Annotated in this window: 23 protein-coding genes and 1 other annotated feature; of the genes, 17 read left to right on the top strand and 6 right to left on the bottom strand. The window is 47.3% G+C overall.

Going from position 1 to position 23,051, the window contains the following annotated elements:
• Nucleotides 1-158: 158 nt before the first annotated feature.
• The 3 genes from HPY28_RS21355 to HPY28_RS21345 all read left to right on the top strand — a co-directional run bounded on the left by HPY28_RS21355 (nt 159) and on the right by HPY28_RS21345 (nt 2,428).
• On the top strand, nt 159-935 hold the full coding sequence (locus HPY28_RS21355) for an amino acid ABC transporter substrate-binding protein (RefSeq protein ID WP_017251946.1): 777 nt from the start codon (nt 159-161) through the stop codon (nt 933-935).
• A gap of 72 nt (nt 936-1,007) precedes the next feature.
• The gene (locus HPY28_RS21350; RefSeq protein WP_017251947.1) at nt 1,008-1,667 is read left to right on the top strand and encodes an amino acid ABC transporter permease; all 660 of its coding nucleotides are present in this window, start codon (nt 1,008-1,010) and stop codon (nt 1,665-1,667) included.
• A 14-nt stretch (nt 1,668-1,681) separates the two neighbouring features.
• Nucleotides 1,682-2,428 (top strand): amino acid ABC transporter ATP-binding protein, encoded by a 747-nt coding sequence (locus HPY28_RS21345; RefSeq protein ID WP_217444852.1) that lies wholly within the window; start codon nt 1,682-1,684, stop codon nt 2,426-2,428.
• A gap of 65 nt (nt 2,429-2,493) precedes the next feature.
• Here the strand turns inward: HPY28_RS21345 and HPY28_RS21340 are convergent, their stop codons facing one another.
• A complete protein-coding gene (locus HPY28_RS21340; RefSeq protein ID WP_017251949.1) occupies nt 2,494-2,757 on the bottom strand; it encodes a KTSC domain-containing protein in 264 nt (87 codons plus the stop codon).
• Between the two features lie 466 nt (nt 2,758-3,223).
• Here HPY28_RS21340 and HPY28_RS21335 point away from each other — a divergent pair, with 466 nt between their 5' ends.
• From HPY28_RS21335 to HPY28_RS21325, 3 genes are all read left to right on the top strand, one after another.
• Nucleotides 3,224-3,550 carry a PadR family transcriptional regulator gene (locus tag HPY28_RS21335; protein ID WP_173621031.1) on the top strand — a complete coding sequence of 109 codons (327 nt, stop codon included), beginning with the start codon at nt 3,224-3,226 and terminating at the stop codon, nt 3,548-3,550.
• Nucleotides 3,543-4,310, top strand: a complete 768-nt coding sequence (locus HPY28_RS21330) for a VanZ family protein (protein WP_238144666.1) — start codon at nt 3,543-3,545, stop codon at nt 4,308-4,310. Before HPY28_RS21335 ends, HPY28_RS21330 begins: the two co-directional genes overlap by 8 nt.
• Before the next feature lie 139 nt (nt 4,311-4,449).
• Complete coding sequence (locus HPY28_RS21325; RefSeq protein WP_174231348.1) at nt 4,450-6,741, top strand: glycoside hydrolase; 2,292 nt, start codon at nt 4,450-4,452, stop codon at nt 6,739-6,741.
• 54 nt (nt 6,742-6,795) lie between these two features.
• On the opposite strand, the gene HPY28_RS21320 is transcribed toward HPY28_RS21325, so the two are convergent.
• Nucleotides 6,796-7,722: a LysR family transcriptional regulator gene (locus HPY28_RS21320; protein WP_017251954.1), complete on the bottom strand. Its 927-nt coding sequence runs from the start codon at nt 7,720-7,722 to the stop codon at nt 6,796-6,798.
• 136 nt (nt 7,723-7,858) lie between these two features.
• Between HPY28_RS21320 and HPY28_RS21315 the strand changes: the two genes are divergently transcribed.
• The 6 genes from HPY28_RS21315 to HPY28_RS21290 all read left to right on the top strand — a co-directional run bounded on the left by HPY28_RS21315 (nt 7,859) and on the right by HPY28_RS21290 (nt 14,470).
• Nucleotides 7,859-8,614 carry an SDR family NAD(P)-dependent oxidoreductase gene (locus HPY28_RS21315; RefSeq protein ID WP_017251955.1) on the top strand — a complete coding sequence of 252 codons (756 nt, stop codon included), beginning with the start codon at nt 7,859-7,861 and terminating at the stop codon, nt 8,612-8,614.
• Nucleotides 8,615-8,655: 41 nt separating this feature from the next.
• Complete coding sequence (locus HPY28_RS21310; protein WP_017251956.1) at nt 8,656-9,399, top strand: SDR family NAD(P)-dependent oxidoreductase; 744 nt, start codon at nt 8,656-8,658, stop codon at nt 9,397-9,399.
• Between the two features lie 153 nt (nt 9,400-9,552).
• Complete coding sequence (locus tag HPY28_RS21305; protein ID WP_069853050.1) at nt 9,553-9,813, top strand: spore germination protein; 261 nt, start codon at nt 9,553-9,555, stop codon at nt 9,811-9,813.
• Nucleotides 9,814-9,938: 125 nt separating this feature from the next.
• Entirely contained in the window at nt 9,939-11,084 is a 1,146-nt protein-coding gene (locus tag HPY28_RS21300; RefSeq protein ID WP_174231347.1) for an alpha-hydroxy-acid oxidizing protein, read from the top strand.
• 241 nt (nt 11,085-11,325) lie between these two features.
• A complete protein-coding gene (locus tag HPY28_RS21295; protein ID WP_017251959.1) occupies nt 11,326-13,452 on the top strand; it encodes a bifunctional diguanylate cyclase/phosphodiesterase in 2,127 nt (708 codons plus the stop codon).
• A 112-nt stretch (nt 13,453-13,564) separates the two neighbouring features.
• Entirely contained in the window at nt 13,565-14,470 is a 906-nt protein-coding gene (locus HPY28_RS21290; protein ID WP_017251960.1) for a DMT family transporter, read from the top strand.
• A gap of 56 nt (nt 14,471-14,526) precedes the next feature.
• Here the strand turns inward: HPY28_RS21290 and nadD are convergent, their stop codons facing one another.
• The 4 genes from nadD to HPY28_RS21270 all read right to left on the bottom strand — a co-directional run bounded on the left by nadD (nt 14,527) and on the right by HPY28_RS21270 (nt 17,437).
• On the bottom strand, nt 14,527-15,165 hold the full coding sequence (nadD, locus tag HPY28_RS21285; RefSeq protein ID WP_174231346.1) for a nicotinate-nucleotide adenylyltransferase: 639 nt from the start codon (nt 15,163-15,165) through the stop codon (nt 14,527-14,529).
• A 30-nt stretch (nt 15,166-15,195) separates the two neighbouring features.
• Complete coding sequence (locus HPY28_RS21280) at nt 15,196-15,741, bottom strand: cysteine hydrolase family protein (protein WP_017251962.1); 546 nt, start codon at nt 15,739-15,741, stop codon at nt 15,196-15,198.
• 66 nt (nt 15,742-15,807) lie between these two features.
• On the bottom strand, nt 15,808-16,596 hold the full coding sequence (locus tag HPY28_RS21275) for an NUDIX hydrolase (protein WP_017251963.1): 789 nt from the start codon (nt 16,594-16,596) through the stop codon (nt 15,808-15,810).
• 154 nt (nt 16,597-16,750) lie between these two features.
• Nucleotides 16,751-17,437 carry a YceI family protein gene (locus HPY28_RS21270; protein ID WP_174231345.1) on the bottom strand — a complete coding sequence of 229 codons (687 nt, stop codon included), beginning with the start codon at nt 17,435-17,437 and terminating at the stop codon, nt 16,751-16,753.
• A gap of 280 nt (nt 17,438-17,717) precedes the next feature.
• Here HPY28_RS21270 and HPY28_RS21265 point away from each other — a divergent pair, with 280 nt between their 5' ends.
• The 5 genes from HPY28_RS21265 to HPY28_RS21245 all read left to right on the top strand — a co-directional run bounded on the left by HPY28_RS21265 (nt 17,718) and on the right by HPY28_RS21245 (nt 23,049).
• Nucleotides 17,718-18,401, top strand: coding sequence for a response regulator transcription factor (locus HPY28_RS21265; protein WP_020477559.1), 684 nt, complete (start codon nt 17,718-17,720; stop codon nt 18,399-18,401).
• Nucleotides 18,398-19,894, top strand: a complete 1,497-nt coding sequence (locus HPY28_RS21260) for a sensor histidine kinase (RefSeq protein WP_174225338.1) — start codon at nt 18,398-18,400, stop codon at nt 19,892-19,894. The genes HPY28_RS21265 and HPY28_RS21260 overlap by 4 nt, the downstream gene beginning before the upstream one ends.
• Before the next feature lie 49 nt (nt 19,895-19,943).
• Nucleotides 19,944-20,185 (top strand) — a binding site (T-box leader).
• A 126-nt stretch (nt 20,186-20,311) separates the two neighbouring features.
• Entirely contained in the window at nt 20,312-20,812 is a 501-nt protein-coding gene (locus HPY28_RS21255) for an Lrp/AsnC family transcriptional regulator (RefSeq protein WP_173623232.1), read from the top strand.
• A complete protein-coding gene (locus HPY28_RS21250) occupies nt 20,809-21,987 on the top strand; it encodes an aminotransferase (RefSeq protein WP_017251967.1) in 1,179 nt (392 codons plus the stop codon). Before HPY28_RS21255 ends, HPY28_RS21250 begins: the two co-directional genes overlap by 4 nt.
• Before the next feature lie 150 nt (nt 21,988-22,137).
• Nucleotides 22,138-23,049: an aminoglycoside phosphotransferase family protein gene (locus tag HPY28_RS21245; RefSeq protein WP_174231344.1), complete on the top strand. Its 912-nt coding sequence runs from the start codon at nt 22,138-22,140 to the stop codon at nt 23,047-23,049.
• The last annotated feature ends 2 nt before the right edge of the window (nt 23,050-23,051 follow it).

Raw genomic sequence — 23,051 nt, 5'->3', positions numbered from 1 at the left:
GGGCATTTTACTCATTCATTTGGCGTATATTTCTAAGGTGCTTTTGTTTGCTAAAGTATCGACTATTCCTTGCTAATGTGCTATCATGATACCTTGTTAACGTATTACCACTTTATCAGAGTAAAATATAGAGTAGGGAAACGAGGGGGATCATCACGATGAAGAAAATAGCATGGATGTCTTTGTTGTTGAGTGCGATGGTTTCATTGGTAGTGGGCTGTTCCAGCGCAAAAACTGGCGCTGACGCGAACAAGCTGATTATCGGAATTGATGATAAGTTTGCACCAATGGGATTCCGGGATGAAAAAAATGAGCTAGTCGGTTTTGATATTGATTATGCACGTGCAGCCGGCGAAAAAATGGGAAAACAAGTCGAGTTTCAACCAATCGATTGGAGTGCAAAAGAGTCTGAACTAAATAGCGGTCGTATCGACTTGATCTGGAATGGATATACGATTACAGATGAGAGAAAAGAGAAGGTTCTCTTTACCAAGCCTTATCTGAAAAACGCGCAAGTAGTGGTCACGATGGCAAATAGCAACTGGACCAAGCTGTCAGACTTGGCCGGTAAAGCAATTGGTTTGCAAAAGCTGTCTTCCGCAGCTGACGCTGTCAATGCAAGTGACATGAAAAATCAGGTCAAATCAATTACAGAGTATCCTGATAATGTACTGGCATTGAGCGATATGAAGATTGGCCGCGTGGAAGCAGTTGTCATCGACCAGATTGTAGCCGATTACTACATGGCAAAAGAACCTGGAACCTTTAAGCTGTTGGAAGAATCACTTGCACCTGAGGAGTATGGAGTGGGCGTCAAAAAAGGGAACGAGGCGTTATTGAACGAACTGCAAAAAGCCTTGGATACCATGAATCAGGATGGAACAGCAGCTAAAATATCAGAAAAATGGTTTGGCGAAAATCGCGTGTTGAAATAAACGGAAGATACGATGGCTTCGCCGAATGATTGGCGAAGCCACGCTTTATTATAAGGATTAGGAGCATACCAGATGAGCTTAGACTATATTATCTCTATTACCGTGCCCATGCTAGAAGGGGCGCAGATGACGGTGTTGCTGTTCTTCATCGCTATCCTGGCATCGATCCCATTGGGATTTCTCATTACCTTAATGGCGAATAGCAGCAACAGAGGTCTGTCTTGGTTCGCGCACACCTATGTGTATGTCATGCGTGGAACGCCTCTATTATTACAGCTATTGTTTTTTGTCTTTGGTCTCCCACTCTTGCCAGTGATCGGAGAATACTTGGTTATGGATCGATTCGTAGCTGCATGCCTCGGCTTTGTGCTGAACTACGCAGCGTATTTCGCGGAGATTTTCCGTGGAGGACTGTTGTCGATCGACAAAGGACAGTACGAGGCGGCGCAGGTACTCGGCTTTAGCAAATGGCAGACGACCAACAAGATTATTTTGCCGCAAATGTTTCGCGTGGCTTTGCCTGCCGTCGCAAATGAATCCATTACTCTCGTAAAGGATACAGCGCTGCTCTATGCGGTTGCCGTCCCAGAATTGCTTCACTTTGCACAAACGGCTGTGAATCGCGACTTTACCATCGTTCCGTTTTTTATTGCCGGAATCATTTATTTGTTGATGACGCTATTGTTGACGTTATTCTTTAAGTGGCTGGAAAAAAGGTTCAAATTCGAATAAAGGGCTGGCGCAATATGGATATCATTCAAGTATCGAATCTAAAGAAATCGTTTGGCAATCAGGAAGTTTTGCGAGATGTCTCGTTTTCGGTGAAAAAGAACGAAGTCGTGGCGGTCATTGGACCGTCTGGCTCCGGCAAAAGCACAATGCTACGTAGCTTGGTCAATCTGGAGCAGGTGAATGGTGGCAGCATTCGGGTGCAGGATGATTATTTGGTGAAGGACGGCGTTTACGCCAGTAACCAGGAAATCAAGCAGATCACCTCGAGAATGGGCATGGTCTTTCAGCATTTTAATCTGTTTCCTCATTTGACGGTGAAGGAGAATCTTGAGATCGCACCTAGAGTGGTCAAAGGGGAGGCGGTGGAGGACATCCAGCGCATGAGTGCAGAGCTCTTGGAAAAGGTCGGCTTGTCTGATAAGGCAGGCGCATACCCAGCAAAGCTCTCAGGCGGACAGAAGCAGCGTGTGGCGATCGCCAGAGCATTGATGATGAATCCGCAAATCTTGTTGTTTGACGAGCCTACGTCTGCGCTCGATCCAGAACTGACAGGTGAGGTCCTGCAAGTCATCAAGCAGCTTGCCCAAGAGCATATGACGATGATGGTTGTGACGCATGAGATGGGATTCGCGCGCGAGGTGGCGAACCAAATCATGTTTATGGACAACGGGGAATTCGTAGAGTCGGGGACACCTGAGCAATTGTTTACAAACGCTAAATTTGAGCGGACCAAATCATTTTTGCATCGCGCATTAAAATAGAGAAGATCAACAACAAATGCCCTCAGTGTCGAGAAGACAGACTGAGGGCATTTTGTATAGACAGGTTACATCACCTGATAGTTCAAGTACCGTTGGCTGATGAACGAATGAAAATGATCGCTGAACGAGTCAGCATTTAAAAACGCATTGTAAGCGTAAGGAGTGACCCGACAGTAAACGACCTCGCGTCCATCGTGAAAACGGATGTAGAGGTGGTTTGTAACCAGATCGTAGCGAGCAGCTTTGATCAATTTCGAATCCAGTTCCTTGTAGGTAATTTCTTGGGGTTGATTCTGACGTGGCAGAAATTGGCGGAAAAAAGATCTCAATGTACGTGCAAACTCCTTTATCTAAAAATCGGCTTATCTATTTCTACGAGTCTTCATTTTACGCAAAAATTTGGATTCGGAATACAAAAATAGCACACCAATTGCAAAATAGGCTAAGAGAACTGCGTTCAGAACGATCGATGAAAAGTCGGCAAGCATGTAAGTGCCTCCTGTTAGAGAGAATGAAGTCACGAATTGAAAGGAACCTGCTCCATAAAAGGGAAGATCTTCTTTTTGGTTCATTCTATGGGCCTATTATCTAGTTGTGTTTTGAAAAGAATGATCATCCAAAAGTACGTAGACTCATGAAAACCCTTGTCGAATATAGTCTATATTACCTATTTTATTATTGTCAATAATTACATAGAACTAAATGAATTATCCGCAAATTTCCTTGATCAACTACCTTGTATCACGAGGTATAGTGTGGTAATCTCTAGGCATGTCACAGGGAGGAGATGCTTTTGTGAACAAAGAGTTGTTGAAAGGAAGCATCGATCTATTGCTACTCTCGCTGATCGCACAGAAAGATCAGTACGGCTATGAGTTGGCCAAGAAGATTCGCGATAAAAGCGATGAGCTGTATGAAATCGGTGAAGGCACACTATATCCTGCCCTAAAGCGATTGGAGACGCAAAAGGCAGTGGAGTCTTACTGGGGGGAAGCCAATGAGGGCGGACGCCGTAAATATTATCGGATCACCAAGACAGGCCAGGGACTTCTTCAAGACAAGATGAAGGATTGGCAGAGCTTGAGCAGACTCATTACGCTCGTCAATGAGGGAAGTGAGTAAGCGAATGAAGCTGGAAGAATACGCAGAGCGGGTTGTCAATCGTTTGCCGTGTTCCAAATGGGAAAAGCAGGATGTCAAGGATGAGCTGATGGATCATTTAAGGAGCATGAAGTGTGAGCTGGTCGAAGAAGGCTACGAGGAACAGCAAGCCGTCTCTCTGACCATTCAACGATTTGGACCTACGGGGGCAATCAGCCGGGAACTGTCTGAATCGATGCCGCTCATTGATAAATACTTCCGCAAATGGTTCATGACGTTGTTTTTCTTGTATGTAGCGATCTCCAGCTATCTCTTGTTATTGTCGCCTGATCGCTTCCGGCGCAGAGCTTTTACAGTGGAATGGAAGCAGAGGATGATCGAGTACGGCGTCCCGCAATATACGCATCTTTTTCAAAATACGAAGCCATTTCAAACCTTGGTGGATTACGTCTTCCATTATGATCATTACAGCTTCGGTACGGTGATGTATAACTTGATAGGGAATATCCTTATTTTTTTGCCGCTGGGATTGTTTTTGCCGCTGTTATTCTTGTCCTTTCAAAACATGCATCGCGTGTTTTTTCTCACATTGTCTGCCAGTCTTATCATTGAAGCGTTGCAGCTTTTGCTTGCATTAGGAAGCTTTGATGTCGATGATCTACTGCTGAATGTAATCGGGGGACTGATTGGTTATGGCATGTTTCGATTAGGAGCAGCTATGATACACAGGCGAAGGAAAAGTATTCGCTTCGATGATGATTTGTCCGCTACACCCTCGTAAAAAGCAACATAAGTCGAAGAAGACTCATGGACCGAGGTCGCCGGGTTGTAAGGTGACCTTGGACAAGGTTTTCGATGACTTTTTATGCATATGTACATCGTAATACGATATACATAGTTATTCGATCTAGGAGGATTTCATGAAAAGAAAAGCGATTTTACTCATCGTGTTCGCCCTCATGCTCCAAGTAGTAATTGGTTGTGAGAGCAACCATGCTAACGGGCAAGTGCAGGCGAAGCAACACGCAGATTTTACTTTTGATGTGAAGCCGGAGACCTTCGAAGTATTTGTCGAGAAAGACGGAGTGAAGGAAAGCGCTTCTGAGCCTATGCCAGCGCGTAAGGTAGCGAATGTACAAAAAGGTGAGCAAGAGATTACCTGGAGCTACCCAGACGATAAGCTGGATGTCTCGCTTCAAAAGAAAGAAGATCATTTGCAAATCACCCTGACCTCGACAGGGACAGAGAGCTTTTCCTGGCCTACCGTGAAAGGACCTAGCTATATGCTGCCTTTGGGGGAAGGAAAGTGGATTCCTGCCGACGACAGAGAGTGGCAGTCCTTTTTCAAAGAGGAGAGTCTTACTTTCGCGGAGTCATTCTCGATGCGCTTTTTTGCTGTCAATAAGAACAAGTACGCGCTCATGTTCGTGGTGGACAACTTGTTTAACAGTACAGTCGATTTTGCAGTCGATCCGACGATTTCCTTCACGTTCTCGCATGAGTTCCCGACGATTCATTCAGACAAGACCTACGGATTCCGCTTGTATGTAACAGACAATGATCCAGTCAGCATTGCAGGCGTGTACAAGGATTATATAAAGGAAAAGGGAGAGCTGCTGACTCTTGCTGAAAAAGCGAAAGCGAACCCGGATGTGGAAAAGCTGTACGGAGCTCCTCATTTTTATTTGTGGAACAAGAGCTTCCTGACTGCTGAGGATGTAAAATGGCGTGCATTGAAAACCAAACTGGACGCGAATTTCATCGGATGGATGGAGCAGTTCTTGCAAAGCAGCGAGGATGGAAAAGAGAGCATCCAGCAATTCCGCGAGATTCAAAAACAGGATTACGTTGCGGACTACCAGAAGAGAGCGATCATCAGCGGGTTCAACTATGCATTGCGCTCGCGTGAGTTTTACAATCCGAAGCTATTTACGAACGTCGATGAGAAGACAAAAGAACTCATCGGAAAAGGGATCGACAAGCTGACGGAAGCACAGCTGTACGACTTGAACAAACAACTGCTGAAAAGTGTATTGCAGGATGCCGTTCCACCGGTAGAAAAGTGGGGCAATGCGGATTCTACTGATCTGCTCAAGGACATGAAAGCAGCCGGAATTACGAATGCATGGATCGGCTTGCCGGACTGGACAGCCGCATACATGAAGCCAGCATTCATTCAACAGGCGAATGATACAGGCTATTTGATCGCTAGCTACGACTCGTACCATTCCATTCATAAGGAAGAAAATCAGGATTGGAATACGGCCATTTTCAAGGATAAGAGCTTGTATGAGAATGCGACAATCACGAAGAAAAATGGAGAAAAGAAGGCTGGTTTTCTGCAACGTGGCAGATTGCTGAATCCAACCTTATCGCTGCCAAGTGTGAAGCAGCGCATGGATGAAATCATGAGTAACGATGTCGCTTTTAACTCGTGGTTTATTGATGTGGATGCAGCAGGAGATTTCAACGATGATTATTCACCTGAGCACGCGACGACAGAAGCACAGGATATGAAGGCGAAGCTTGCACGGATGGACTACATTCGTGATGAAAAGAAATTGGTCGTTGGCTCTGAGACGGGCAACGACTTCGCTAGCAGAAGCATTGCTTTTGCCCACGGGATTGAGACGCCTGTCATCAAATGGGCAGATCCAGATATGCGAAAAAACAAGCAAAGCCCGTATTATGTGGGAGGTTATTGGTCCCCAGCGGGTGAGATTCCAGAGCGATACAAGAAGCAGGTTCCGATCAAGGAAGAGTACCAGCATGTGTACATTGATCCAGCGTACTCCTTGCCGCTATACAAACTGGTGTACAATAACTCGGTGATCACAAGCCATCACTGGGAGTGGGGGAGCCTGAAGATCAAGGGAGAAGTCGGTACTCGTATGCTCAAAGAGCTGCTCTACAATGTTCCGCCGCTCTATCATGTGGATAGAAAGATGTGGGATGCTGAACAAGAGTTGATCATGAACTATCTGAAGGTGTGGTCTCCCTTCCATAAAAAAGCAGTGCAGCAAGAGATGACCGATTATCGCGTGTTGTCTGAAGACAGACTCGTGCAAAAGGCAGTTTATGGGGATGATTTGCAAGTGATCGCCAATTTCTCACAGAAAGATTTCACGTACGAGAATCAAGTGGTGAAGGCTAGATCGGCTCTCATCATCGATGGTAAGAATAAACAGACATTCCTTGCTCCAGCGCAGTAAGAATGAATAGAAAAAGGCTGTCCGCGAAAATAATGCCGGCAGCCTTTTTGCTTACTAAAGAAGCGGGGAGTATTTCTTGCTTTTCAAATCGTATTGGAGTCGATTGATAAAGTTCATGGAAATGCGGGAGTAATGCCGTTCCGCAGAGCGGACCCAGCCATAATAAATAGGTTGCTGATAAGGGATATCCAAATCAAGGGTTCTCGTATCGGAGTCTTGCAAATGTGGTTCATGAACAAAAGAATAATCCAGTCCGATCGTAACAGCGAGATTTTGCCGGATCGCATTGCGGAGGGCTTCTGTGTTGTTAGTCGTAAACAAAATGTCGACAGGACCATACGTAGCGGCAAAATCCTCTACGAACCATTTGACATAGTCGTCGTTGTACAGGACAAAGGATTGCTTGCGAAGCTCTTCGGGCGTAACGGAATCCTGATAGGCAAGGGGCGAGTTTTTGGGGACGCCGACGACCATTTTCCCCTCTAGCAGCTGTTCGAACACCAAGCCAAGTCCCTCGCTCTTTTTGAGCAGGTTCTCGTGGATGATGACTAGCCCGATGTCCAGCTTGTCATGAAGAATGTCCTCTAATATTTCCTGCGTGCCTTTTTCTGCAATTTCGGTACGGATGTGAGGATAATCTTTTTTAAAGCTCGCGACGGCATCGACCAGTAGATTCATGGGACCGGGAATCGTAGCGAGTCTCAACTCACCAGTCAACGTGTTCGTGTAGTTTTGTGCTTCCTCCCAAATCTCCTGGATTTTTCCCAAGGCTTCAAACGCTTTTTTGATGATGATGCGCCCCTCAGAGGTCGGTACAGCTCCAAGGCGCGAACGTGTAAACAGAGTAACGCCTAGCTCTGCTTCCAGACTGGCGAGCGACTGACTGATGGCGGAGAGTGTCACATGCTTGTTCTGAGCGGCTTTGGTCAGGGAGCCTGCCTTCGCTATTTCTACGATATATTCCAGTTGTTCCAGATGCATTTGGCAAGCTCACATCCTTTAGTTGTACTTAAGGAAGGGTAAGTATGTTTACATATTTTTAAATATAAAAGAGTCCTATAATGAAAGCAAGGCAAGAGATCAGGTACAAAAGACATAATAAATGGAGGCGTTTACAATGGCGAGACTCGAAGGGAAAGTAGCGATCATTTCCGGTGGTGGAACAGGAATCGGGAAAACAACGGCGATTCGTTTTGCCAAGGAAGGTGCGAAAGTAGTCGTTACCGATATCAATCTGGACAGTGCCTCTCAGACGGTAGCCGAAATCAAGGATGCGGGTGGAGAAGCCATCGCGATTGCGCATGATGTAAGCCGCGAAGAGCAATGGCAGCAAGTAGTAGCAACCACCGTAGAACAATACGAGAAAGTAGACATCCTGTTCAACAATGCAGGCATTTATATCATTAAACCGTTGGCGGAGATTACCGTAGAGGAATGGAATCGCCTCATGGCGATTAACGTAACGGGTGTCTTTTTGGGAATGAAGCATGTGATGCCACTCATGGCAAAACAACAAGGTGGTTCTGTCATCAATGCCTCTTCCATCGCTGGGCTTTTTGGTGCGCCGGGTCACGTCTTGTACGGAGCGAGCAAGGGAGCGGTTCGCATCATGTCCAAGGATGCAGCGATGGAGTATGCGGCACACGGTGTGCGCGTGAACTCGATTCACCCTGGCTATATCGATACAAACATGGTGTCCTATGCTTCGGAAACGACAAAGCATTCCAAATCAGAATTGGCACAAGCGACTCCAACAGGTCGACTCGGAACTGTTGAGGATGTAGCCAATATGGTGCTGTTCCTCGCTTCTGACGAGTCTTCTCATGTCACAGGGGCGGAATTCGTCATCGATGGCGGCGCAACAGCGAGATAAAACGGTATGAATACCATTTTTGAAAATAGGAGGAGTTACCCATGAGACTCGAAAATAAAGTAGCGATCGTAACAGGTGGAGCAAGCGGAATCGGAGAGACGACCGTCCGTCTCTTCGCAAAAGAAGGGGCGAAAGTAGTGATTGCTGACTTCTCCCCACGTGGTAATGAATTGGCGGAAGAGCTGAATCAAACTGGCTTCGATGCGTTGTTCGTGAAAACGGACGTAACGAAAGAAGACGAAGTGAAAAACATGGTGAACGCCACTGTAGAAAAGTTCGGAAAGGTAGACATTCTGTTTGCCAATGCGGGTATCGCGAAAGACGCACCAGGTCATCTGTTGAGCATGGATGATTGGCAAAGAACGATTGATATCAATCTAACTGGCGTGTTCTTGTGCGATAAATACGTTATCGAGCAAATGCTGGCGCAAGGGACTGGCGGCGCGATCGTCAATTGTGGCTCGATCCATAGCCATGCCGGAAAAGCTGGCGTGACCGCATACTCTTCCGCCAAAGGTGGAGTGAAGCTCCTGACCCAGACACTAGGACTTACGTATGCGAAGCAAGGGATTCGCGTAAATGCGGTTTGCCCGGGCTATATTGACACGCCGCTGATCGCTGGTCGAAATGAAGCCTTAAACGAGCACCTGATTGGATTGCATCCGATGGGGCGCTTGGGTAAACCAGAAGAAGTCGCCAAGGCTGTTCTGTTCCTTGCCAGCGATGATGCTTCCTTCGTCACAGGGACAAGCCTGCTGGTCGACGGCGGTTATACCGCTCAATAAAAAGGTCTTTCTCCTCGCGTAGTTTTGTCTACTCGGGGAGATTTTTTTTTCGCAAGATCACATCAGACAAATGCCCTCAACCATCGTCCAAGCGGGCGCAAAACCGTCCGAATATGATGGAAATAAGCCATTGCAGACGGGGAGGGAGAGGAATTGCCGACTTTTGTGGGAACTGTGACAATCAACAACAATGTCGGAAACATTAACTTTGGTGATACGGCAAATAACTCTCCTAAAAGCGTAACTAAAGCGTTTGCCGGTTCAGGTGGAAACAACAGTGGTAACGTGGTAAAGGTCATCAATGAAAATAGTCAAACCATCACATGGGTGGGTTCAATTACCCGTGGAATGAAGACGCAAAAAGCAAAGAAACAAATCCGTCGCAAAGCCCGAAAAGGTAAAAAGAAAAAGTAGCCTTGATAAAGGCATTAGCGAATGTGGACAAGCTTGTGGAATAGAAAAGAGATTAAGACTATTGCGAATTTATGTGAATTGAGATAAAAAAGATGAAAGACGATCGCAGAAAGGAAGCAAACCAGATGATGAAAACAAATGAGGAATCACTCTTATTTACCCGTGTGAACAAAGACACGCAGGCACTGCCGATTTCCATTGAGGATTGGGAGAAAAAGGCGCGAGAGGTGTTACCGGATGGGCCATTTGATTACGTTGCTGGGGGATCAGGGGCAGAGGAAACGCTGGTAGAAAACCGGACAGCTTTTTCCCGTTGGGCAATCATTCCACGGATGATGCGGGATGTGACGAATCGCACACTTGGTATCTCGCTGTATAATCAAGCGTTACGCACACCGATCTTCTTGGCTCCTGTGGGTATGCAGACGATTTCACATCCCGATGGGGAGCTGGCGTCTGCCAAGGCGGCGGCAGCAGCCGGAGTGCCGTTCGTAGCCAGTACGGTTTCCGCTCACTCGCTCGAACAGATTGCTGAAGTGATGGGCGATGCCTATCGTTGGTTCCAGCTCTATTGGTCGAATGATCGAGAGGTTTCTGCGAGCATGGTCAGACGAGCGGAAAAGTCTGGCTATTCTGCCATTGTCCTCACGGTAGATACCGTTATGCTAGGGTGGAAGCGTAGAGACTTCCGTAACGGGTATTCGCCACTGCGCGAAGGAAGAGGACTGGCGAATTACTTGACAGACCCTATTTTTTGCTCGAGACTCCCTGAGGTAACGCCGGAGAATGCAGTGGAGGAAGTGTTGAAAAACATTTATCATCCAGCGCTGAATTGGAACGATATCGCCTTTTTGCGTGAGCATACGCGTCTGCCGATTTTGGTAAAAGGCATTTTGCATCCAGATGATGCGCGGCTTGCTTTAGAGCATGGCGTAGATGGAATCATCGTTTCCAATCACGGTGGGCGGCAGATGGATGGCGCCATTTCTACACTGGATGCGTTGCCAGCGATTGCCGAGGTGGTAGCTGGCAAAATACCTGTCTTGCTCGACAGTGGCGTGCGTACAGGAGCAGATGTCATGAAAGCTATGGCTTTAGGTGCCAATGCTATCCTGATTGGTCGCCCATTCTTGTATGGACTGGCCGTTGCCGGAGAGCAAGGTGTAGCGAGTGTGTTAGATACACTCATCCATGAATTTGACGTCGCGATGGCGCTGTCTGGCAGCAATTCTGTCGCAGACCTCAATCGCAGCATTCTTGCCCGCTTGTAAGGGGGAGCAGTCTCATCATACCCATTGTTGAAAAAAGTGAGCCAGGCTACGTGTGCTGGTTCATTTTTTTCGTATGGACACATCAAGAAGTTTGTAAAAATGTTGTTTCTACCGCAGTTGTTCTCGTTGAACTTTCGGAAAAACATGGTAAAATGGAACGAACTTGTATTCAGAACGTTACGATCCTTCTGTAAGGATCATTTTTTTTGACTGTATTCGAAAGTATAAACAGGAGATTGAAATGTATAACCAAATGATATCTTCACTGACACCCCAAGATTGGGCTGGGCTACTACGCGAAAAAGATGGTGAGCTGAACATGGTTGTGAATGAGCTGGCAGATGTCAAATACGCTTTGGACCAATCCACGATCTTGGCAATTACGGACCATAAGGGGATTATTTTGCGGGCAAATGAGCAATTTTGCCGCATATCGAAATACGAACGAAGCGAATTGATTGGAAAAGACCATCGTATTCTTAATTCGGGTTACCATCCAAAAGGCTTTTTTAAAGAAATGTGGTCTTGTATTCGATCTGGCCAGGTCTGGCGGGGGGAAATTCGTAATCGCGCCAAAGATGGCAGCTATTATTGGGTCGATACAACCATCGTGCCATTTAAGAACCAAGAGGGCGAAATCTATCAATACCTTTCCATTCGCAGTGATATCACATGTCGCAAGCAAATGGAAGACGAGCTCAAGCGGAGTGAAGAAAAGTATCGCATTATCGCGGAGAACACATCGGATATCATCAGCATCATCAACTTGGATGGGGAGTTTCTCTATTTGTCTCCATCTCACAAGCGGGTATGGGAGCATACCGTTCCTGATGAGGAAATCCATAACCTGTTCGAGTGGATTGTGGAGGATGACCGAGATATTTTTGCTTATGCGATTCAGCATGCCTTCTCTACACGTAAAGAGTACATGGTAGAGTGCCGGATTAACACCCAAAGAAACGATGTTATCTGGACAGAAAGCAAAATCAATCCGATAGCGGATGAAGAAGGAAATGTGACCAAGCTGCTCCTCGTTACCCGTGACGTCACAGACCGGAAACAGTCCGAAGAGACGATTCATCACTTGGCTTACCACGATGCGTTGACAGACTTGCCGAATCGACGGATGTATGTTCAACAGCTCAGCAAGGAAATGATGCAGGCCAAGCGTTTCCAATCGAATCTGGCTGTGCTGTTTTTGGACATGGATCGCTTCAAGGATGTGAACGATTCGTTCGGTCATGATGTTGGGGATATGTTGCTGATCGAAGCATCAAAGCGTCTACAGGCATGCCTCAAGCCAGGAGATGTCGTGGCCAGGTTGGGTGGAGACGAATTTACGATTATGCAGAACCATCTGCAAGATCGAAGCGAAGCGTCTGCATTGGCAGAGCAGATCATGAATCAGTTGCAGCGGCCGTTTGAATTGGAGGGTCATGTGTTCAACGTGTCGTGCAGCATCGGCATCGCCTTGTACCCGCAAGATGGGGACAATCCCGAAGATTTGTTGAAACGGGCCGATACGGCCTTATATACAGTGAAATCGCGCGGGAAGAATGGCTATGACTTTTTCGATCCGACGATGGAAGCGAAGTCGCTGGAGCGTATCTTGATGGAAAATGAGATGCGAAAAGCCATTGAACAAGAGCAGTTCCAAATTTACTACCAGCCCAAAATCGATATTATGACAAGCGCGATGACTGGCATGGAGGCGCTCGTTAGATGGGTGCATCCAGAGCTGGGCATCATCCCGCCGAATCGTTTTATTCCTATCGCTGAGGAGACAGGGATGATTCTGGCGCTTGGGGAATGGATTTTGAAACAGGCGTGCAAACAAAATAAATTCTGGCACGATCAAGGATATACCCTGAAGGTCTCTGTGAATTTGTCTGCGAGACAGATCTATCAAAAAGATCTGGTCGAGATGATCAAGGATATTCTTCGGGAAACAAATCTGTCCCCTGATTGGCTAGAGCTCGAGATTACGGAGAGTATTTTTGTCAAAATGGAAGAGGCGACGGCAGTCCTGCAGCAGATTCGGGACATCGGCATCCAAATTTCAATTGATGATTTTGGGACAGGCTATAGCTCGTTTAGTTATATTAAGAGCTTGCCAGTCGATACAATCAAAATTGACGCCTCATTTATTCGCGACATTCATCACAACCAAGAGAGTCAAGCGATTGTAAAAGCGATTGTCACGATCGCGCAAAGTCTCAATATGAATGTCATCGCAGAGGGAATTGAGCTCCATGATCAAGTAGCGGCTTTGAAGGAAAATGGCTGCGACCATGGTCAAGGCTATCTGTTCAGCAAGCCGCTTCCGACAGATGCTTTCGACCAGTTCCTGCGCCAAGAGCTGCAATAATATGGCAGGAAGCAAAGCCGGGTGAGAACATCCGGCTTCTTCTTTTGTGTGGTACTATAAGAGGCGGACAAAAACAGAAGAGCAAGTGTGCAGCTAGAAAGGGAGGCCCCTCGTGGGAAAGTTTTCGGGTAAGACTGTTGTCGCTATTGCAAGTTTGGTATTGATGTGGGGTTTAAGCTGGTCGATCTACAAAATGTCACTCGCCTATACGCCACCAATTTTATTCGCAGGAATGCGTTCGCTGATTGGCGGACTTCTGCTCGCTTTATTCATTTTACCGAAATGGAAAAAGATCAACTGGCGTGAAAACTGGTTGCGCTATTGTATATCTGCCTTTCTGAATACCTTGTGCTTTTACGGCATTCAGACGGTTGGACTCGTATATTTGCCAGGTGGATTATTCTCTGTGTTGGTATACTTCCAGCCAATCTTGATAGGACTCTTTGCTTGGTTGTGGTTGGGTGAGAGCATGACGGTCCTCAAGGTCATTGGGCTGATCATGGGATTCCTCGGGATACTTGCGGTCAGTGCAGATGGACTGACTGGACAGGTTTCCATCGTGGGCGTCATTTTAGGTTTGTTGACGGCTCTTACGTGGGCGTTGGGCGTGATCTATGTGAAAAAAGTCAGTGCCAAGGTAGATTCGCTGTGGATGGTTGCCATGCAATGCATCATCGGTGGCGCGGCCTTAACTCTTTTGGGGACAGGCGTAGAGAGCTGGTCCGACATTGTCTGGAATGTTCCGTATCTGATCGGTCTCAGCTATGGCGCTACATTTGGGGTACCGATTGCCATTGTCATTTACTTTGGGCTCGTGAATGCAGGCGAAGCGAGCAAGGTGGCCGCCTTTACGTTTCTTGTGCCGCTCATCGCAGTCGTCACTGGTACCATTTTTATGGACGAGCCGATTACGTATTCGCTCATTGCTGGTCTGGTATTGATCGTGTGCAGTATTTACTTGGTGAACTATCAGAAAAAGATAAGACAGCCTGCAATTGCCAATACTCTCAATCGTTGATGGAGACGACAAAAACAGCCGACCCTTTTCAGGTTCGGCTGTTTTTCTTTTTGGATTTATACGTAGGGCTCTTTGTAGATTTCTTTTTCATAAATGTACTGAAGGCAAGCATCTGGCAACAGGAAGCTGGGGTCTCCGCCTTTGCGGATTTCGTCTCGGATATAGGTAGAGCTGATTCCCATGTTGATGCCCTTGCTCATAATGAGAAAATGCTCGTCGTGATTGCGCAGCAGCGCGTCCTCCGCAATCAGGTCAGCGGTCGGATAGCCTTCGCGCGACATCACGATGAAGTTGAAGCCTGCGACTAGCTTTTCAGCGTTGCCCCAGTTCGACAGCCCCTCTAACAAATCCGATCCCATAATGAAAAAGAGCTCGTCGTTCGGGTACTTCTTTTTCATGTGTATCATCGTATCATACGTATAGGTTTCACCTGGCAAGGCATCCATCTCGACTGTAGAAATTTCGAAAAGTGGTTCGCCATACTTGTTTGTTTTGTGTGTACTGCTTGCCAAAGCCAGTTTGAGCATGTGCAAGCGATGGATGTCCTCTGTCTGCAATTTTTTATCATGACGCTTTGAAGAGCATGGTACGAAAATGACTTTATCCAGTCGTCTCCGATGAGCGACGGTCGCTGCCGTGAACAAATGGCTGTACGTGATGGGATCAAAGCTGCTGCCATAAATGCCAATTCGCATGAAGATTGCCTCCTATTCGCCATGAGCCTGTTATTTTTTGCGGACAGTCATACCAAGCTGGTTCTGAAAATGACCGAGAGCCCATTTGTGACCTTCTGGAAGAAAGCTCGCTACGGCATCCTCGTGGATGACGACAGAAAATCCATTATAGAAGCCTTCAATCGCTGTATGCAATACACAAATGTCCGTGCAGACACCTACCAGATGAATCTCAGTGATACCTCTCGTGCGCAACAATAGCGCAAGGTCGGTGCCTTGAAAAGCACTGTAGCGCGTCTTATCCATCCAGTGAATCGTATCTTCGAATTCCTCGTAAATCTCCTGAATGCTGCCATATAAATTCCGGCCAGACGTACCGATAATGTTATGCGGAGGGTAGAGGCCTGTCTCAGGGTGGTACGGGTCCTGCTCGCGATGTGCGTCGACTGCCATGACGACAAAATCGCCTTCTGCGAGGAAGTCGCGGATCAATTCTCCAATGCGTCCTTCAATAGCTTGACCAGGCTCACCACAAGTCAATGCACCATCTGTCGCGACGAAATCATTCGTGTAGTCGATCACAATCAAAGCTTTCATGGCAAAAACCTCCTGAATTTGTGCGTTCAAAAAGTCAGCTGATCAGCACCGAGAAAGTGTCCTTGCTCAGTAAATCATGGCAATTGGGGTAAAGCCAGTAAAGCGATAGAGCTTGGCTGGCGAATTCGAAAACTCGGTCGAGTAGACAGGCTGTCCGTCAGCCGATAGAACTGGCTCGAGAAGTCCTTGTCGTCGGGTTGTCGCAAGCAAGCGACGCTCAAAATTACCGCGATCTTTTGCCGAAAAGGATGGAACGACAGTCTCAATCACTTGCAGCAGCTCACTCAAGGTAAACTCATCTGGCAAAAACGCTTTGGCAATAGTCGTTTGCAGCATCTGCTCACGAACTCGCTGTAAGGCGTCAGTTAAAATTTCACGATGGTCAAAAGCAAGGTTGAGCGCAAAGGCTTCCTCAATCGGAAACAGCTGCGCGTCCGATGCGTCGTCGTTTGCCTGTGCGTGCTTCAATAAATCTTCATGAACGAGGGAGACATAGGCAACACTCGGGATCCAACCACGAGGGTCTCTTCCCGGCTTGTAGTACGTCTTTAACTGCTCGATGTGTACATCGCGATCAATATTCGTCTCTTCTTTCAGCTCACGATAGGCGCATTCGTCCAGTGTCTCCGATTCATGGGAAAACCCGCCAGGCAAGGCCCATTGCTCTCCAAATATATCGCTTTTTCGCTTGATTAAAAGAACGGCCAATTGCTTGTGTGGCAGCGATTTGGTTTTCGTTTGGCGCGGGATGGAAAGGATCGTAAAGAGACAAATATCTGTTGGAAGTCCATCCGGCGAGCGGTACTTTTTGGTCCGATAGTGGATGCGTTTGGCTCGAAGGGGAGACGTACTCACAAGATCATCCTTTCCGTTTACTCGAATCTGTTATCATGCTTTTATGGTATGATATCGAATTAACAATGTCAATATCACAATGTAAAAATATGTGAAAAAAGACGTCTGTGAATGTCAGACGTCTCTCGAAGCAGTTCCTGCGAAAAGCGATTGATTAAACAGCATCCAGCGCGAGTCGTAATGTAATGTTAATGTTTTCTTCCGTTTTGGCCACGATTGTATGAGGGCTGGTCAATCCGAAGTCACCAAACGTTACGATGGACGTTCCTTCCAACTGTAGCTTGCCTTGGGAATAAATCGCGTCAGCATTAATTTTCACGTCTTTGGCAATTCCTTTTACAGTCAGGACACCATTGATGGTGAACGAAGCCTTTTGTCCTTCTGTCCATGCCGTTGGCCAGTTCTCAAAAGATTTCGCTTCAAAAGTAGCAGCTGGGTGCACGGCAGTATCAAAGTAATCAGGAGATTTAATATGGGTGTCGCGCTTTTCATTACCGGAGTTCAGCTGATTCAAGTCAGCGGAAGCTGTTGCTTTCATTTGATCTGGTGCAGAGAGGTTCACATCCCAGCTGCCGGTAATCCCGTCCATTTCAAAGTTTACCGTTTCTTTCGACGTCGTTACGGAGAAATAGACTTTGGACTGATCATTAATCGTCCATTTTTTATTCAGTTGATCTGCTGTCAGAGCTGTTGAGGATCCGGTAGATGAGGCTGTGGTTACCGCAGCTGCAGGCTGAATCTCCACATGGTTTCCCACGAAATAGTCATAGAGCATGTAGCCTCCGATACCGACCACGAGAGTGGCAACTGAAGCTGTCAGGATAACCGAATTCTTTTTCATTATTGTATAACCTCCATGTTTTTGAAGTGTTCAGACTTGAGTCGTATGTATTTGACTACGCAGGGATCATTATGAGAGAGGAAGCTGAGTGGGTCTTGAAAGCTGGCTGAAAGTTTGTTGAAAGTGCAATGGTAAGTGAAGTATCAACGTTTTTTATGTTAAATTTACATTTTTTGGTTTGTTATTCTGTAAAAAGCTTTCAGCTCGTACTCAGGGCATATTCAGCAAACATTCAGCTACTCTTGGCCTGTTCAGGTAAAATAGAGGTGAGGTGAAAAAAATGAGCCTAAACAAAGGCGTTAAAATATTGCTTGTCGATGATGAACCGACCATCCTGCAATTTTTGGAGATGGGTCTTGAAAATGAAGGCTTCCAAGTATTGACGGCACAAGATGGGATGACCGCGGTGACCATGGTGAAGGAGCATCAGCCCCATGTCGTCATTCTCGATGTGATGATGCCAGGTATGGACGGCTTCGAGGTATGCCGGATGCTGAAAAAGATACAGAATGTAGCAACGATCATGCTAACAGCCAGAGAAGACGTGGAGGATCGGGTAAAAGGTCTGACGCTGGGTGCCGACGATTATATGATCAAGCCGTTTAGCTTTGAGGAGCTGCTTGCCCGTATCCATGCTCGCATTCGCAATCATTACCCGCATCTGCTCTCCAAGGTGCATCTCGGCCCCTTCCAGATCGATGACAGACGAAAGGAGATTAGCTACGAGGACACGCTTCTGGAGCTATCGCCAACGGAATACTCTTTGCTGAAATATTTGGTGACGAATCACGGCTTGGTGTTGAGTAAACCCATGATTCTGGATAACGTGTGGGGCTATGATTTCGGTGGGGAGGAGAATATTGTCGAGGTGTATATCCGCTCCCTGCGTGACAAACTGAACGATCGTCAGCATCGGATCATTCGCACATTGCGCGGTGCGGGCTATCGGGTTGATTTTGTATGACGATGAATCGAAACAATCAATGGGCCGCCTTCCTAGAACCGAACTCTTTGCGCTACCAGCTATTGTCACGTTCGTTATTTATCTTATCCGGGTTGCTGCTTCTAATCGGCATGATTCAATACTTATTGATGGAGCAGTTCTTGTATCGCAGCAAAGCGGAAAGCCTGTTAAATCTGGCAGTTACCGTTCCTTATCAGGTCTTGGAAGACACGGAAACGCTCCCGAAAAACGATCAGTATGTCAGCGCGTTGCTTTCCTTGCGTACACCCGATATCAAGTATGCCTTTATTGACAATGACGCCAACGTGACGGAGCTGTTTGCGAATCCGACCGAAGGGTATTCCCCGCGCTTTCCTGAGAGTTTATACCGTGAGATCTTAGCTAGTGGCGTATGTAGTTTTAAATACAAAATTTTGGAAGGTAGCACTGGGAAGGATTATTTGGTCGTGCTGGCACCTATCAAATCACCTGAACAGCTGCAAGGAATCGTACAACTGAGTACACCTGTTGGCTCGATGCGGGAAGTTCTCTTTCCACAGTTGATCATTTTCTTCTCTGCATCTGCACTCGCCTTGCTCATTGGTTTGTTAACCTATGTGCCTGTGCTCCGTCGTACGCTGAATCCACTTTCGCGTATTGAGGTTACAGTTGAACGGATCAATGCGGGTAATTTGGATGAACGACTGCCGATGGATCAAGGTCAGATGGAGATTGATCAATTATCGGCGGTCTTTAATGGAATGCTGGAGCGGTTGGAAACCTCCTTTAAAATCGAGCAAGAGGCTGGAGAACGGATGCGACGCTTTGTGGCGGATGCCTCTCACGAATTGCGAACACCGCTGACATCCATCCATGGTTTTTTGGAGGTGCTGCTGCGCGGTGCGGCGGCAAATCCCGAACATTTGCAGAAAGCATTGAAAAGCATGCACGGCGAGACAGAGCGGCTGAACAAACTCGTCAACGATTTGCTGTACCTGGCTCGGATGGATCGGGAACCTGCTTTCTTTTTGCAAGAAGGGCAGTTGGACGCGGTCGTGCACAGTATGGAATCGCAGCTCATGGTTCTGGCCGGTGACCGAAACGTTCATTTCCGCGTAGAATCGAATGTTTCGGCTACTTTTGACTGTGACGGAATGAAGCAAGTCATTCTTAATCTGTTTCAAAATGCGGTGCAGCATACTGGACCTGTGAACGGTGAGATCGAGCTTACATTGAGAAAGCTTTCCAATGGGATTGAACTGATGATTAGAGATAATGGGGCCGGGATCGCACCGGAGCATGTCCCACATGTATTCGACCGTTTCTACCGGATTGAATCCTCACGCGCACGCAAAAGCGGAGGTGCTGGCTTGGGGTTGTCGATCACCCAATCCATCGTAGAAAATCATCGGGGAAAAATTGACGTACAAAGCAGCCTGGGAACAGGGACGGTGTTTCGCGTCTGGTTGCCTATTGGTTTGAAAGAGGTTCAGAAGACAGAAGTTGTTGGTTGACAATGAGAGAAAACCTCATTTATAATCTGAGACATTCAATAAAACAACCAACACAGCCGTGAAAAGGAAAGTAAAAAAGGGATTTTGACGTCCAGAGAGTTGCCTGTTAGCTGAGAGGGCAGCCGCGAACTCTTTTTGAAAGCCACCTTGGAGCTCTGCTTTTGAAAATGCCAAGTAGAAAGCAGCGGATGGCCCACGTTATGGGGCGCATGTCTTTGTAGACAGCACAAGTTTGCCTTTTGTGAGAGAGGCAAAAAAGCTGAGTGGTACCGCGATACCTTCGCCTCAGCAATCGGATTCATGTAAATCATGAGTCTGGTTGCTGAGGCTTTTTGCATGATGCCGTTGTTCAAAAAGTCGACTACTTGAACACGCACTTATGTACAAAAAATAAAGAGAAAACTGGAGTGGTGGGGCATGGATCGCTTGAAGCAAAGAGAGCTGTTGCACCTGTTGGAAGAAGACAGTCGCATGAGCGCTGAGCAAATCGGAAAAATGATCGGAGAGCCGACCGACGTCGTTGAGCAGACGATTGCAGCATTGGAAGCCGAAAAGGTCATTGTTAAATATCCAGCGCTGGTGAACTGGGAGCGTGTGGACGATCATCCGTACGTGAACGCCATGATTGACGTGAAAGTCACGCCGAAGCGCGATGTTGGTTTTGATGAAGTGGCGGAGCGAATCTGCCGTTTCCCAGAAGTGAAGGCTGTTTACTTGATGTCTGGTGCAAGCTATGACTTGTCGATTATTTTGGAAGGCAAAACGATGAAAGAGGTAGCCACTTTTGTTTCGCAAAAGCTGTCCACTCTCGATTCAGTTGTCTCAACAGCTACACACTTTATTTTGAAACGTTACAAGCACGATGGTATTGAGCTGGAAGATCGTGACGAAGATCACAGGATGGTGGTTACGCCGTGAGTACACAAGTCAAAGTCAAAAACCGTTTATCCAATACAGTTCAGTCGTTGAAGCCATCAGGCATTCGCCGCTTTTTCGATTTGGCAGCATCGATGGAGGGAGTCATTTCCTTGGGCGTAGGGGAGCCTGATTTCGTCACTCCTTGGCGCATGAGAGAAGCTTCGATTTCTTCCCTGGAGCGTGGACATACAGCTTATACATCCAATGCAGGTATGCTGCCATTGCGCGTGGAAATTCAGAAATACTTGGAAGAACGTTTCTCTGTCAGCTATCATCCAGAGACAGAAATTCTCGTGACGGTTGGTGCCAGCGAAGCGATTGATATCGCACTGCGTGCCATTCTTGATCCGGGTGATGAAGTATTGGTCGTGGAGCCTTGCTATGTCTCCTATGAACCAGTCATTCGCTTGGCTGGCGGGGTGCCGGTTTTCCTGAAAACTACGATGGAAAACGAGTTCAAGCTGACACCGCAAGAGCTGGAGACGCACATCACCGCGCGTACAAAAGCAATCATTTTCTGCTATCCAAATAACCCGACTGGGGGGACCATGACGGCTGAAGAGTGGAAAACACTTTTGCCGATCATTGAAAAGCACGACCTTATGGTGATCTCTGATGAGATTTATGCAGAGCTTACTTACGGTCGAATGCACGATAGTATCGCGGCTCTGCCAGGGATGAAAGATCGGACGATCCTGATCTCCGGTTTTTCCAAAGCGTTCGCGATGACCGGCTGGCGTCTGGGATATGTTTGCGCGTCGCCTGATTTGCTCGCAGGCATGCTGAAAATCCACCAGTACACCATGCTGTGTGCACCGACGATGGCTCAGATGGCTGCATTAGAAGCCCTGCGTCATGGACGCTCTGATATGGAACGAATGATTGAGAGCTACCGTCAGCGCCGCAATTATGTGGTAGATGGATTCCGTCAAATCGGATTGACTTGCCACGAGCCGGACGGAGCATTCTACGCATTCCCGTCTGTAGCTTCTACAGGTTTCAGTTCTTCTGAGTTTGCGGAGAAGCTGCTGATGGAGGAAAAGGTAGCTGTTGTACCTGGAGACGTGTTCGGCGAAAGCGGACAGGGGCATATCCGTTGTTCTTATGCAACATCGATGGAGCAATTGAAAAAGGCGCTGGAACGTATGGAGCGCTTGATGGGACGGCTGTCCTAAACATTTTCCGGGAAATAAAGGGGGGCGGCTTTCAAGCTGCTCCCTTTTTTATGAGTAGTTGTTGGGGGGAAGAAGCGGCTGTGGTAGGGGAACAGCTTGAAAGCTGGGGCAAGAGGATGTTTTGCTAGTAGTTCGAGGAGGGGGTTCCTAATGATTTCATTGCCAACCCAATTTACCCAAACAATTATGGGCATACATAAAGAAGAGGGACGTCTTTGGCTGGATTCCTTTCATGAGCTGATTGCCGAATGCGAAGCACGTTGGTCTTTAAAAGTGCTTGAGCCGTTTCCGCTCTCTTATAACTTTGTCGCATCTGTTGTGTTGCAGGATGGGAGAAACGCAGTGCTGAAGCTGGGCGTGCCTGGACTGGACTGGCAGAGAGAGCTGACGGCGATTCGGGCTTTTGCGGGGCGGGGGATGGTGCAGCTACTCGATGCTGACGAGGAAAAAGAGATCATGCTTTTGGAGCGCATCATGCCAGGGGAGACACTGGACAAGCTGAGCAGCGAAGAAGAACGAATTCAATGCTTGGCGGACGTGATTAAAAGGATGCATACCCCCGTTTCGAACGCTGGCAAGCTTGCGTCTACGTTTCCAACGATAGCGGACTGGGCTGTGGGACTGGAAAAGATTCGTCCACATTTCCAAGGGGGGACAGGACCGATTCCCGAGCAAATGGTGGAGCGAGCCATGCAATGGTACAAAAAGCTTCTCTCCACACAAAAAGAACAGTGCCTGCTGCATGGGGATCTGCATCATGAAAATATTTTGCGCGCAGAAAGAGAGCCGTGGTTGGCAATTGATCCAAAGGGGCTGATCGGGGAGACGGAGTATGAGGTGATTCCGTTTTTGCTGAACCATTTGCCAAAGGATGGGGTAGAAGAAGTAATGAAACAGCGGGTCGATGGACTGACGAAGGCGCTGTCTTTGCAAAAAGAGAGAGTGTTGGCGTGGGCGTATTGCCATAGTGTGCTATCGGCTTGGTGGTTTATAGAGGATTTTGGTGTAGACGGTGGTCGTCTGGTGATGCCGGGAGTTTTTGAGAGGCTAATAAATGAGTAAAG

This window comes from Brevibacillus sp. HB1.2 (assembly GCF_013332495.1).
Taxonomy (GTDB): Bacteria; Bacillota; Bacilli; order Brevibacillales; family Brevibacillaceae; genus Brevibacillus; species Brevibacillus porteri.
Note: the sequence above shows the minus strand (reverse complement) of the source record. Positions and strands in the feature narration are given on the sequence as shown.